The organism is Sulfidibacter corallicola (assembly GCF_017498545.1).
GTDB lineage: Bacteria > Acidobacteriota > Holophagae > Acanthopleuribacterales > Acanthopleuribacteraceae > Sulfidibacter > Sulfidibacter corallicola.
The window spans coordinates 4,079,002-4,091,424 of sequence record NZ_CP071793.1 but is presented as its reverse complement, the minus strand read 5'-3'; the positions used below and the strand labels follow the sequence as shown (position 1 = coordinate 4,091,424).

12 protein-coding genes and 1 tRNA gene are annotated in these 12,423 nt (G+C 58.3%); 1 reads left to right on the top strand and 12 read right to left on the bottom strand.

Features of this window, described 5'->3' with window-relative positions; genetic code table 11:
* Positions 1–44: 44 nt before the first annotated feature.
* The 4 genes from rlmN to J3U87_RS12110 all read right to left on the bottom strand — a co-directional run bounded on the left by rlmN (position 45) and on the right by J3U87_RS12110 (position 2,969).
* Entirely contained in the window at positions 45–1,148 is a 1,104-nt protein-coding gene (rlmN, locus tag J3U87_RS12125) for a dual-specificity RNA methyltransferase RlmN (RefSeq protein ID WP_237383301.1), read from the bottom strand.
* 46 nt (positions 1,149–1,194) lie between these two features.
* On the bottom strand, positions 1,195–1,986 hold the full coding sequence (locus tag J3U87_RS12120) for a TatD family hydrolase (protein WP_237383300.1): 792 nt from the start codon (positions 1,984–1,986) through the stop codon (positions 1,195–1,197).
* Positions 1,987–2,052: 66 nt separating this feature from the next.
* Positions 2,053–2,622: a TlpA family protein disulfide reductase gene (locus J3U87_RS12115; protein WP_237383299.1), complete on the bottom strand. Its 570-nt coding sequence runs from the start codon at positions 2,620–2,622 to the stop codon at positions 2,053–2,055.
* Positions 2,619–2,969, bottom strand: a complete 351-nt coding sequence (locus J3U87_RS12110; RefSeq protein ID WP_237383298.1) for a DUF2203 family protein — start codon at positions 2,967–2,969, stop codon at positions 2,619–2,621. The genes J3U87_RS12115 and J3U87_RS12110 overlap by 4 nt, the downstream gene beginning before the upstream one ends.
* Positions 2,970–3,188: 219 nt before the next feature.
* Here J3U87_RS12110 and J3U87_RS12105 point away from each other — a divergent pair, with 219 nt between their 5' ends.
* Positions 3,189–3,437, top strand: a complete 249-nt coding sequence (locus tag J3U87_RS12105; protein ID WP_237383297.1) for an NAD(P)H-dependent oxidoreductase subunit E — start codon at positions 3,189–3,191, stop codon at positions 3,435–3,437.
* 25 nt (positions 3,438–3,462) lie between these two features.
* Here J3U87_RS12105 and J3U87_RS12100 read toward each other — a convergent pair whose 3' ends face one another.
* The 8 genes from J3U87_RS12100 to mtnA all read right to left on the bottom strand — a co-directional run bounded on the left by J3U87_RS12100 (position 3,463) and on the right by mtnA (position 12,316).
* Positions 3,463–3,924: a DUF4920 domain-containing protein gene (locus J3U87_RS12100; RefSeq protein ID WP_237383296.1), complete on the bottom strand. Its 462-nt coding sequence runs from the start codon at positions 3,922–3,924 to the stop codon at positions 3,463–3,465.
* Between the two features lie 49 nt (positions 3,925–3,973).
* Positions 3,974–4,666, bottom strand: coding sequence for a response regulator transcription factor (locus J3U87_RS12095; RefSeq protein WP_237383295.1), 693 nt, complete (start codon positions 4,664–4,666; stop codon positions 3,974–3,976).
* 57 nt (positions 4,667–4,723) lie between these two features.
* A complete protein-coding gene (locus tag J3U87_RS12090) occupies positions 4,724–6,124 on the bottom strand; it encodes a sensor histidine kinase (RefSeq protein ID WP_237383294.1) in 1,401 nt (466 codons plus the stop codon).
* A gap of 254 nt (positions 6,125–6,378) precedes the next feature.
* Positions 6,379–6,465, bottom strand: a tRNA-Leu gene (locus tag J3U87_RS12085).
* A gap of 75 nt (positions 6,466–6,540) precedes the next feature.
* Positions 6,541–8,475: a peptidylprolyl isomerase gene (locus tag J3U87_RS12080; RefSeq protein ID WP_237383293.1), complete on the bottom strand. Its 1,935-nt coding sequence runs from the start codon at positions 8,473–8,475 to the stop codon at positions 6,541–6,543.
* Positions 8,476–8,778: 303 nt separating this feature from the next.
* On the bottom strand, positions 8,779–10,179 hold the full coding sequence (locus J3U87_RS12075; RefSeq protein ID WP_237383292.1) for an ankyrin repeat domain-containing protein: 1,401 nt from the start codon (positions 10,177–10,179) through the stop codon (positions 8,779–8,781).
* A 428-nt stretch (positions 10,180–10,607) separates the two neighbouring features.
* Positions 10,608–11,309, bottom strand: a complete 702-nt coding sequence (sfsA, locus tag J3U87_RS12070) for a DNA/RNA nuclease SfsA (RefSeq protein WP_237383291.1) — start codon at positions 11,307–11,309, stop codon at positions 10,608–10,610.
* The gene (gene mtnA / locus J3U87_RS12065; protein WP_237383290.1) at positions 11,306–12,316 is read right to left on the bottom strand and encodes an S-methyl-5-thioribose-1-phosphate isomerase; all 1,011 of its coding nucleotides are present in this window, start codon (positions 12,314–12,316) and stop codon (positions 11,306–11,308) included. Before mtnA ends, sfsA begins: the two co-directional genes overlap by 4 nt.
* Positions 12,317–12,423 lie beyond the last annotated feature (107 nt).

Below are 12,423 nucleotides of genomic sequence, written 5' to 3'. Positions count from 1 at the left end.
GCCGTTTCTCGGGACGGACTACTTTTTTGAGGCGCATCGAAAACTCACACCGCCAATTGCTGGTTCGACAGCTGGCCACAGGCGGCTGCCACATCGCGACCTCGGCTACGCCGAATGGTGGCAAAGGCCCCGTGTTCGTTCAAGTAATTGAAGAACCATTGTAGTCGGGCCTCCTCCGGCTCGTTCAGGTCCGGGCTCGATTCGTGCTCGTTGAGCGGGATCAGGTTGATCATGCTCGGGAAGCGGCGGCCCATGGCGATCAGGCGGTCGGCATCGTCGCGGCTGTCGTTGACGCCCGCGATCAACACGTAACTCAACATGATGCGCTCGTTCTTTCGGAGCGGATATCGCTCCAGGGTCGCGAGCAGCCTCGCCAGCGGATAGGCCCGGTTGACCGGCATGATGTTCGATCGGGCTTCGTCCGACGTAGCGGCGATGCTGACCATGAGCTGGGGTCGCCGATCGAAGCCGGCCAGTTGTTGAATTTTGGGAACCAGGCCCGAGGTGGAAACCGACACGTCTCGTTGCGAGAGCACCAGGCCGTGGGGATCGGTGAGGCTGTCGAAGGCGTGCATGACGTTGTTCAGGTTGTGAAGGGGTTCCCCCATGCCCATGAAGACCACGTTGGTTCGGTAGGTCTGGCCCGGCGGGTCGGGATGGCTGCGGCGCATGTGCAGCACCTGGCCGAGAATCTCTCCTGGCGTCAGGTGTTTACGGAATCCCATTGCACCCGTTGCGCAGAAGGTGCAACCCAGAGCGCAGCCCATCTGTGAGCTGATGCAAAAGGTCGTGCGGTTTTCGAATGGCATGTAGACGCTTTCGATCCGGCCGCCTTCTTGGAGTTCGTACAGGTACTTGACCGATCCGTCTCCGCTGGGAAAGGCTTGAATGCTGCGAAAAACCTCGAACGGCGGGGCTTCCGGTGACTTCATGCGGGCGATCAGCGTTTTCGGCAAAAGCCCCGGACGAAACTCGTCCGCCGAGCGATAGCATTTACGGTGCAGGCCCGAAAAGACGGTTTTGGCGTGGGCGTCCTTGTAACCCCAATCTCGAAACAGCGCCGCCAGTTCCTCGAAGCTGTAGTCCAGCATGTAGCGCCGGCGATGGGACTCGCCGATCTGTTCCCACGGAAACGTTTCAGTCACCATGATCCCTCGTGTATGGGCCGTGCCGGCGGGGTGGACCGACCAGTGGTCAGGCGGCCCCCAGCAACTCCCAGGTCAGGCCCGCTTTCTCGTAGACGCGGTAAAAATTTTGGTTGGTCGCCTCGACGACGTCTTGCAGCGGAATCTCTTTGATGGCGGCGATCGCTTCGGCGACGTGGGTCACGTAGGCCGGTTCGTTGCGTTTGCCGCGATGCGGGACCGGTGCCAGATAGGGGCTGTCGGTCTCGATCAGGAGCCGCTCCAGTGGCACCATGCGCACCACCTCGCGCAACTCGGCGGCACTCCTGAACGTGATGATGCCGGTGAAACCGATGTGGAAACCCAGGTCGAGCAGCGACTTCGCCATGGGTGCGGTGCCCGTGAAGCAATGAACGTGGCCGCCGCGGGAGGGAACCCGGGCCGAAAGGACCTCCAGCGTCTCGGGCTCCGCGTCACGGGTGTGGATCACGACCGGAACCTCGTTGGCACAGGCCCGCACCAGTTGGGCTTCGAAGGCCTGGCACTGAATGTCGCGCGGGCTGTTGTCGTAGTAGAAGTCGAGACCGATCTCGCCCCAGCTCACGACCTTCGGGTGATCGAGCAGCCCCTCGATTGCATCCAAAACCCCGTCGTCGACGGTCGACGCGTCGTGAGGATGCACGCCGACGGATGCGTAGATGCCCGGCACGCGTTCGGCCAATTCGACCACCGTGCGGGACTCTTCCAGATTGCAGCCAACCTGTAGAAGGTGGCGAATGCCCGCCGCGATCGCGCGATCGATGACGTCCTGTTGGTCGCTCTGGAAGCGGGAGCCGTAAATGTGGCTGTGTGAATCAATCATGCATGATTTCCTGTCGGGTTTCCTGTCGAGTCGGGTCCATGGACTGAGGTCATGGACCCATCACCTTCAGTTGAGCATTTTCTCGAGTTCGGCTTGGAGCAGCGCCATGCCGTCGTTGTCTTTTCCGTTGGTGGTGAAAACGAGTCGTCCCTCTTTGGAAACCAGAAAATAGGTGGGGAAACCGTGGACCTTCAACTTGCTGATGGTGGAGCCCATCGGATCCAAATAAAAATGCTCGGGTTTCTTGTTCTTTTTGAAGTATTCCTGGATGATCTCCACCTGATCGTCGTAGGCCGTGCCGTTTTCGAAGTTGATCGATACCCACTTCAGGCCTTTGGGCTTGAACTCTTCGTTGATCGCTTCCAACTGTTCCCACAGGTAGGGTTCCGCGCCACAGCAGGCCGACCAGACCTGAATCAGCGTGACGGCATCGATGTCGATCTCTTTCCGGTCACGTTCGAAGCCGAAGAGCATCATCTTCTCCGGCCAGCGCTCGTTGAGATACGAGTAGCTGGCTTTATCGCGGTTTTCGCTGGTGGTCATGGTGAAGGATTGGGCGAAAACCGTCGAAGCGGTGCCCGTCAACAAGAGAACAGTCAAAAAGAGCGTCGTGTATTTAAAACGGAAGGTGTTCATTCTGAATCCTCGATTCGATATCGTCCGGCGTACCCCAAGTGATAGTCGTGACGGAAGTAGATGTCTTCCTCGGGGTATTCCCAGCAAAAATAGTCTTTACCACTGTCGAAGTCTACCGTAAACGGTTGCTTCGGTTCGGCGCCGAGCTTGGTTACGGTTTCGGCCCAGTATTGTATAATGCGTTGCGACCGAGTTTGGGCACCGCGTGTATCTTTGGCTTTCTGTTGAATTTCAAAAACGCGGGCTTCAGCTTCTCGACTGGCTTCCATCAGCCAGGGCACGAGTTGTCGCGCTTCTTCCAGCGTAAAGATGCGGGGTTTCTGCTGGTTGGGGTTTCGTTGAGGCATAGATGACTCCTCCGCGCAATGAAGCACGCGATCCAAGGGGTGGAAACCCCGGCGTCGCGCATTTTAATCTCAAACAAACGCATCCGCAACCAGGTCACGGTGCCGCTGACCTTCATAAGGTTAAGAGCTGAACGCAACCAGGTCAATCCGATCCTGAAGGGTCGATCCCACGAACCGGAATTCGTATCGATCCGGTACCATGTGAAGTGAGGAGAGCAGGTGACGGAAATCGAAAAGACACTGAACGTTATCGTCTGTCGTGGACCGAGTTGCAGCCTCATGGGCAGCGATGAGCTGGTCGGCTGGTGTCGCGACCTCGAGGCCGCCGGGCTGCCCCTGTGTCACGATATTTCCGGGTGCACCGGCAACTGCGTGGAGTCGCCGGTGGTTCAATGGCGCGATCGCTACGTGACCGAGGCCAGTCCGGAAAAATTGACCGAGCTTCTGATCGACGAAGGCATCATGTAACGCCTGGATGGTTCTGGTGATGCGGTTACGGTTTTTTGGCGCCGAGGACCCGAACGCCGATGCCGCCGATTTGATAGATCGTGGTTCCTTCCGTCACGGTGGCCGGATCGAAGGGCTCGTTTTTTTCTTCCGCAAGGTGGGCGAAGTAATTGACCGCTTGTTCCCGAGTCAGATCGAACTTGTAGACGGTGCCTTCGGCGATCACCTTCTTGCCGACCATCTTTTGCTTGAACACGATTTCCCCGTCTTTTACCTTGATGCGTACCGACTCCTTGCCGTCGGAAATGTCCAACCAGCAACCCGCCTTGGGACAAACTTCCTGGACTTCGCCTTCCACCCGAACCACTTTGTCCATATAGGCTTCCGGGTTTTTGGCGAAGGCTTCGATGGTAATGATCGGGGTTTCGCTTTTGGGGGCCTTGCCGTAGATTTCCGGGCTGGCCGAACCTGAATAAATGAACATCGAACACAATAAGACCAACAACATGAGTACACTCCTTTACATATAAAACAGGAACCGGCAGCAGACGGCCGATTCAGGACTCCAATTTTGCCACGAATTTATACCCCACAGTGGGAACGGTCTGAATGATTTGGTTGTCATCCTGGTCGTCCAGTTTACGGCGAATCCGGGCGATGTGGGTGTCGATCGTGCGCGTGGTGGCATTTGATTTATAACCCCAGACCGCTTCGAGAATGCGACTTTTCTCGATGGCTTGGTGCGGGTGACGAACCAGGTATTTGAGTAGTTGGAACTCTTTTTGGCTGAAGTGGATCGGCTCTTCCTCGCGGGTCACGCTGTAGTTCTCGAAATCGATCTCGATGTCCAGGAACCGAACCGTTTGGGATCGGGTTTCGGGCGCCAATCGCCGGCGTCGCAGCAGGGCCTTGACGCGGGCCAGGAACTCGCCCAGACCGAACGGTTTCGTCAGGTAATCGTCGGCACCCAATTCGAAACCGATGACCTTGTCCATTTCCGTCGATTTGGCGGTCAGCATCAAAATGGGAATCGTCTCATTGGACTCGCGAATCCGTTTCAGGACCGTCAGGCCATCGATTTCGGGCATCATGATGTCCAAGATGACCAGGTCGAAAGCATGCTCGCCGTACAGATCGAGTGCCTGGCGGCCGTTTGGGGCTTCGATGACTTCGTAACCTTCGAATCCCAGGTTGTGGACCAAAGAAAAGCGCAGTTCCTTTTCATCTTCTACCAATAGGATCTTGTTCATGGTTTCCTTCACGCCGGATCGCGGTGGGGAGGCGTCAATCGCCAGATATGGTTGGGATTATACCGCGTCCATTGCAGGGTTGTCGGCTTCGCACACAGGGAAACAAATGGTGAAGGTGGTTCCCTCGCCGTAGATCGAGGCGACACTGAGTTTCGCACCGGATCGACTGAAGATGTGGTTCGAGATCGACAGTCCCAGGCCGGAGCCGCGAATGCCGCGCGTTTTGGGATCGTCGATGCGGTAGAAGCTCTTGGTGATATGCGGCAACTCCTCGGGCTTGATGCCGACCCCGAAATCGCGGACCCGAACCAGAATTTTTTGAGCTTCCCGGCTGCAGTCGATATCGATCCGTTTGCCGTCGCCGTTGTACTTGAAGGCGTTGTCGCAGATGTTGTCGAAGGCGTGGCGGATCAACCCCGGATCGCCCTCGATGGGGCAGGGCGACTCGGTGAGGTCCACCTCCAGTTGGATTCCTTCCGATTTGGCCTGCATCTGGAACGCTTCCAGGCTCGGTCTCAATATGTCCTTCAGGTCCTGTCGTTGAGGATGAAATTGGATTTGTCCCATTTCGATCTTGTTGAAACTCAGGATTTTATGCACGAGCAGATCGAGACGGTTGATCTCGGTGGTGATCATGCGGTGGAATCGCTGTTCGTCCTCTTCGGTCTTGTAGCGTTTGGCGGAAAGGGTTTCGGCCGCCAGTTTCATAATTGCCAAAGGGGTTTTGAACTCGTGGGAAACGGTGGTGACAAAGAACGTTTTTTGGCGAGCCAGCAGGATTTTCTGGCGTAGTGCGCGTGTGGCCAGCAGGAGACTGGACAGGGCCATCACGAACAGCAGGAAAATGAGCCCGAAGTTGATGCGGGTGCGGGCCACCGAATAGAGTTGTTTGGGGCCGAACGAGCTGTAGACGATATCGAGTACGTAGCCCTTCAGGGTGCGGTCCATGGCGTAGACTTGATGGTCGGCTTCCTTGTCGGGGTCCGGACCGGATCGATAGACTACTTGTTTGTCGGCATCCAAGATTTGGATCCAGTAAACGGGTTCGTGGTACCGGGACGTGAGCAGGCCCTTGAGGCCGGGCTTGGTGGAGAAGTAATTTTCCAGGATCCGTGAAAGTGCCTCTTTGCGCAGGTATACCGCCAGCCGTTCCTCGCCTGCGGCCACCTCGGTGAAGGGCGTTTGATTCGAGTTCGGTTCCGGTTCCACCGTTAGCCACTTGGCGCGTTTACAGCCCTCCCGGTTTCGCTCGAGGCACGATTCCAACTCGCGCAGATCCAAGGCGAGACTCATTTCCAAGTAGTCTTGAATCAGGTTGTTGGCGTAATCCAGGTGAAAGCTGGAGGATTCCGACAAGAGGCCGCGAATCACGGAAATACTGTGCGTGATGTAGAGCACGAACAGGATGGGGGGTGCAATCATCAGGATGCGCGCCAGTGCTTTGCGGTTGAACCTCATACCTGCTCCCTCCCGGAGGGCGTCGTTGGGGGCGGCGATTCGGTCGATACGCGTGTCGATTCGCTCGGGAGCTCGCGTTGGGGCGAATGCGTCGAATCGGAGACCTGCCTCCGAGACCATTCTATCCGGTTTCGCCCCTTGGGGAGAAAGATCGGGGGACGGCGTGAGACCGGCTCGCGATAACGGTCGTTTCTGCTTTCGGCTCAAACAAAAAAAGCACCGCTCGCGGTGCTTTTTTGCATTCTGTTTTGAGGTGGTGCCGGTGCTCGGACTCGAACCGAGACGGGGTCGCCCCCACAGGATTTTGAATCCAGCGCGTCTACCAATTTCACCACACCGGCAGCCAATGACCGCTATTTATACCAACGGCATCGAGCGTGGTCAAGCAAAAACAGGTATGACTTTTGGGCCTTTTTTCAAGGCTCTTGGCGGGTGGAGGCCTTCAGAATCAGGTCCCCTTCCTCGAGCCGATCCACGACGTCCATGCCCTGGGTGACCTTCCCGAAAACCGTGTATCCCCCGTTGAGATGTGGCTGATCCGAGTGGCAAATGAAAAACTGGCTGCCGCCGGTGTCCTTGCCGGCCAGGGCCATGCCCACGGTGCCGCGAACGTAGGGGTGACGGTTGACTTCACAGGGAATGGTGTGGCCCGGTCCACCCGAACCGTCGCCGCGCGAGTCGCCGCCTTGAACCACGAAGTTCGGCACCACCCGGTGAAACGGCATGTTTGCGAAATAGTCTCGCTCGCTGAGGTAGACCATGTTGGCGCAGGTGATCGGTGCGTCTTTTCCGAAGAGGCGAATCCGGACCTCACCCTTGCTGGTGGTGAGAACCCATTCACGCGCCGAGGGTTCACGAAGCAGTTCGGCGGCCGTGTCGAGGACGGCTTGGGGCACGGTGTGCTGCCAACCGCTTTGAAATACGGCCTGCCTTTGGGCCGCGGTCGGGTCTTCGGTCAGCCTCAGGGCTTCCAGTCGGACCAGGTAATCCGGATGTGCCTGAAACTGATTGAGGATCATGGTGCGACGCGCCTTTTGTTTCACGAGCCGAGGTAGTTCGTGAAGCAGTGCGTAGTGGAAATCGGGTTCCGGGTAGGCTTGTTCGGCCAGCGGAAGCAGGGCGTCGATCTCCATGGGTCGGTTTTCCTTCATTTCGGCGAGCGCGCTGACCACACCGGCCATCAAATAGGGATCTTTGCTGGCCAGTCCCTGCTCGAGCCACGGGGTGGTGTCGATGTCGGGCGACTGCAGCAGGGACGATTGGGCCAAAGCCGCCAAACCACCGCCGGACTTCTGGACGAGGGGCTTCAGGGCTTCGGGCTGTTGCGGTCCTACGTGGCGTACCCATTGGCGCCGCTTCCAGGGTTCCTCGCTGTCTTTCCAGGATGCCAGTGCGGCGAGAAAGGGCTTTCGATGGGTGTCCGACTCCGTCTGGGTCACCAGGGTGACCACTTGACAGGGACTCAGGTCGCTCAGCCGCGAGCCGAGTAGGCGATGGATTTCCGGGTCTTGGGAGGCACTCAATCGCGAAAGGGCGGTGCGCACGACGTTGGGATTCTCGTCATCCAACATTTTCGACATGGCCGCTTCGGTATCGGTATCGCGCGGCATGGCTTGGAGCGCCTGGGTCCGGATGCGCCAATCCGCGTGTGCCAGCAGCCCGATCCAAGCTTGGGTCAGTTCCGGTGTGTTGGTCTCCGGAACGATTCGGCTGGCGTAAATGAGGGCCTGGCTGTCGCCCTCGTACACCTCGAGCCAGCGCAACAGGTCCGTGGCAGGTACCTTGGTTTCGCTGCGGAACAGGTAGTAGAGGTAGCCCGTGTTTTGGGGCTGGGCATCCTCGCGAAGTCGTTTCAGCACCGCTTCGGTCAGTGTCGGATTGGCATTGCGGAAGAAGTACATCAGCGTTTGGTTTTTGAGCGGTTCGTCCAATGTCTGCCAGTATGCCGTGATCTTGTCGGGAACCTCGGTTCCGCGTTTCGAGAGGGCCTCGGCCAATCGTGCGCGATGTTCCGGCGCCACCGTGTCGGTAAGGGCCAGCAGGGGGGTCGCGTCGGCACCTTCCACTTCGCCGTAGGCGAAGATGGCGGTGCCCTGCAGCTCGGAATCTTCCAGGGCGGCCGTGATTTCGGGCAGACCGGCCGGGTCGCCGTTCTGGCCCAGCGTCAGCAGATAGGCCTTCATGGCCTCGACGTTTTGCTGCGCTTCGTTCCACTGGGTGCCGTTCAAAAGGGCTTCGCTTCGCTGCACCCTGCTCTTCAGCAGCGTGGACCAATCGGGTTTCTTGGCCGAGGGTTGTTGGGAGCAGCCGACGAGGACCGCGATCAGAAGCGCGGGGAGATGACGTTTCATGGCAGTTCTTCCTCTTTGAGTATGAGATCTGACCCGGGCCGCCTTCCGGATAAAGGGAGAGCCTCTGGGAGGAAAAAGGGCGGATTGAGGGACGAATAGGGCAAACCGCGTCTTTTGACGCTATTCTCACGCGCCGAGCCGCCAAAGTGAATGTCAAAGTTGGAGATATGCGCGTTCCACCGTCCGACGTGACCTGTGAGCAGCGCTCCCGATCGACGAACGGGACGGTTGGGGACCACCGTGCTTCGTCGATCGGGGACCGAACGCGAAGCCGTCTTTCCTGGATGTGGCCGGGCCTGCCCTTTATCGCTCTTTTTCCCCAAGTTGGCGCCAAAGGTAGCGCGAGAGCTCGTGGTGCCCCTGGTAGGCTGCGATGTCGGCTGCGGTGAAACCGTCGCGATCGCGGGCCACTACGCTCGCACCCGACCGCACCAGGATTTTGACCACTCGTTCGTGACCGTATCCTGCGGCCCACATCAACGGCGTTTTTTTCAGGTAGGGATCGCGGGCCTCGATTTCCGCGCCGGCTTTGACCAGTGGTGCGATCAGGTGGTCCTGTCCTTTGGTGGCGGCTTCGAGCAGTGGAGTCCACTCGTCCTCTGCCGCCTTGTTGGGGTTGGCCCCGATTTTCAGCAGCATCAGCACCGCATCGGGATTGTTCGCTTCCAACGCGATGAGCAGTGGCGTTTCGCCGGTATTGTTGCGCTCGTCGATCTTGGCGCCGTGCGCCTTGAGCAGGGAGAGCAGGCCGGAACCCTCCCAGGCCGAGGCGAAGTGAACCACCGTGTTGCCCGCAAAATCCACCGCATTCAAGTCCGCCTTGAATTCGATCAGCGTCTCGACCACCTGGTGGAAGCCAAATGCTGTCGCGAACATGAGTGGGGTCTTTCCCATCGGTGTCGATTTGTTGGGATCGGCTCCGTGTTCCAGGAGGAATCGGGTGAGATTCGGACTGCCGGTCAAGGTGGCCCAGATCAAGGGAGGCGTGCCCTCCGAAGTCGTCTGGTTGGGATTGAGCCCGCGATCCAGCATGGCTTCGATGAGGTCGTGATTCCCTTGGAGGATGGCGAGCGTCAGCGCCGAGATCAGGAAATTGCCTTCCCCTTTTTCCAGGTTCTTCTCGAGCAGGATTTTGAGTGTCTTGCGAAGGTGGGGGAACCGACCCGTGTACAACTGGCCGGCAAGGAAGCTGAACGCGACCCTGGCGTCCGCACCGACGTTCGCGCCCTGATTCATGAGATTCAAGGCGACCTGTTGATGGTCGCGATAGATGGCCAGCATCAAGGCGGTCCAACCCGCATGGGTCGTGGCATTGATGGGGACGCCCAGTTCCAGGAAGTAGGCGACATGCCGTTCCCTGCCCCATGCCGCGGCCACCATCAAGGTGGTCCACTCTCCCTGCCCCACTTGGTGGGGGTCCGCACCGGCGGTGACCAACTCTTTGGTTGCCAAAATGTTGTCCGCGATGATGGACTTGATCAGATCGCTTTCGAGGGTGTGTTTCGGCGTCTTGCCGGGCACCATCTGGTACAGGTCGTATTCGACCTCTTCGATTGGGCTCTGTTCGGAGACCGATGCGGCCTTTGGCTCGTCGGTTGGGTTCTGGCGATCCAGCTCCGCGAACGCCGCGAAAAACAATTGGGCGATCGACAACAGCACGCCTTTCCAGAGAAGCGGGCTCATCAGGAGCTTCGGCTGGATCATGGCTGAATCACTCACAATCAGCTTGCATGCACATGGGTGCTGAGCTTATTACACGGGGTAATTGAAATCCCTTCTTTTTTCCACAAAGTCGTGTGCCGTAATCTGAAACCGGACCGGGATAATGATCTGAAATGGTCGAAAGGGTTCTACGTGGTCAGGGAATGCCGCCAATCTGGCGAATCATCGGTCGTGGACCGAGACCTGTTCGATGGAATTTCACCTGGCGAGCGCTTCGACGCGGAGCGAATCGTTGTGAAGTTGTTTCGAAAGGTGAACCTTGGTTTGAAATTTAATTTTCAACGACCAAAAATGCACGAAAACAAAATTCACATCTTGTGGCCCTTGTAGCTTTAGACAAAGAAAACACCAGTCTGTTGTGAAAACACCTCGGTAACCAATGGATAAAACATTAATCTTTACGGAGGTGTTTACAGAACGACAGGCAGTTCCCGATCCAGGCTGACGCCGGATGAATCGAAGTGTGCGCGGTAGGCGAAGACCTCCAGGCCGCGTTCGACCGAATTGCGCAAAACCCGTGCGTATTCGGGGTCGTAGGCTTCGGCGGGGCGCACCTCGTTCACCGAATCGCGCTGTACGCAGAAGAACAACACCGCGCGTTGGCCGGTTTCGAGGATCGCCGTCAATTCGTGCAGGTGCTTGGTGCCGCGATTGGTGACCGCGTCCGGAAAGGCGGCCACGCCGGGCTCGAGAAGCAGGGTGACGTTTTTGACTTCCACGTAGCACGAGGGCCCCTGCGAGGTGTTCAGCAGCAGATCGATCCGCGAGTTGGTGCCGTACTTCTGTTCGCGCTGAATGGACTCGTATCCCCCCAATTGGTGAACCAGGCCGTTTTCGATGGCCTCGCGGCAAAGGTGATTCGCCAAGTTGGTATTGATGCCCGTCCAACCGTCCGGCATTTCGATGGCTTGCCAGGTATAGGCCAGCTTGCGTTTGGGGTCGTCGTGGTGGGTCAGCAGGCAGGGGGCGTTTTCCAGGTAGCAGGTCGCCATGCTGCCGGTATTTGGGCAGTGGGCCGTGAGTTGGCGCCCGTCTTCGGTCTCGAAGTCGGCGAAGAAGCGTTTGTAACGTTTTAAAAATCGTGCGGATACGATAGGGCCGGGCCATTTCATGCCTGTTTCGCCGCCTTGCTGAAATCATAAGGGTAGCGAAATACCCCTTCTTCCGTGATGATGGCCGAAATCAGCGATGCCGGCGTGACGTCGAACGCGGGGTTCATACAAGCGGTGTCTTCCTCGACAATGGCTTGACCGCGCACGTGGCTCACCTCGGTCGTGGGCCGCTGCTCGATGGGAATATCCTTGCCGCTGGGGGTTCTGCGATCGATGGTGGTGGTCGGTGCCGCCACGATGAAGGGGATGTCGTGGAATTTGGCGGCCATGGCGAGCATGCTGGTGCCGATTTTGTTGGCCGCGTCGCCGTTGGCGGCGATACGGTCCGCGCCCACGATGACGCAATCGACCATGTCTTCGTTCATCAGGTAGCCGCCCATGCCGTCGGTGACCAGCTTGACCGGAAGCCCATCCTGGCGGCACTCCCACACGGTGAGCCGTGCGCCCTGGAGAAAAGGTCGCGTTTCGTCGGCGTAGATCATGTTCAAGCGGTTCTCGCGGTGCAATTGTCGGATGATACCGAGGGCGGTACCCCAACCGGAAGTGGCGAGAGATCCGGTGTTGCAATGGGTCAGCACGTTGCGCTGGCCGTCCAGAACCGAGGCGCCGTGCTTGCCGATGGCGTGGTTTTTCTGAAGATCGTCCTGGTGATAGGCGATGGCCAGGGATTCTGCCTTCTCCGCTGGGTTGGCCAGCGCTTCCAGATCGCCCAGGCCGGTTTTCATGTATTCGATGGCGTCGAACAAATTGACGGCCGTGGGACGAGATTCGGCAAGGACGTCACACGCCTCGGCGAAGGCCGCGGGACTGGGATCCTGACGCAGCGCCAGCACCAGTCCGTAGGCCGCGGTAACGCCGATGGCGGGTGCACCGCGCACGACCATCGACCGAATGGCGTTCGCGGTTTCCACCGCTGTGTGAAGGGTTTCGTATCGCGATTCGAACGGCAGCACTCGTTGATCGAGGAGCTCCAAGTGGGTGTTTTTCCAAATGATTGCTTCTACCATGCGACCATCTCCAGTGGGTATGTCTTTTGGCGCATCATAACAAATCCGGACCGCCCGCGGGTGCCTGATTCGCCGTGATTCTCGACTCGCCGGTACCGAGTAATGGC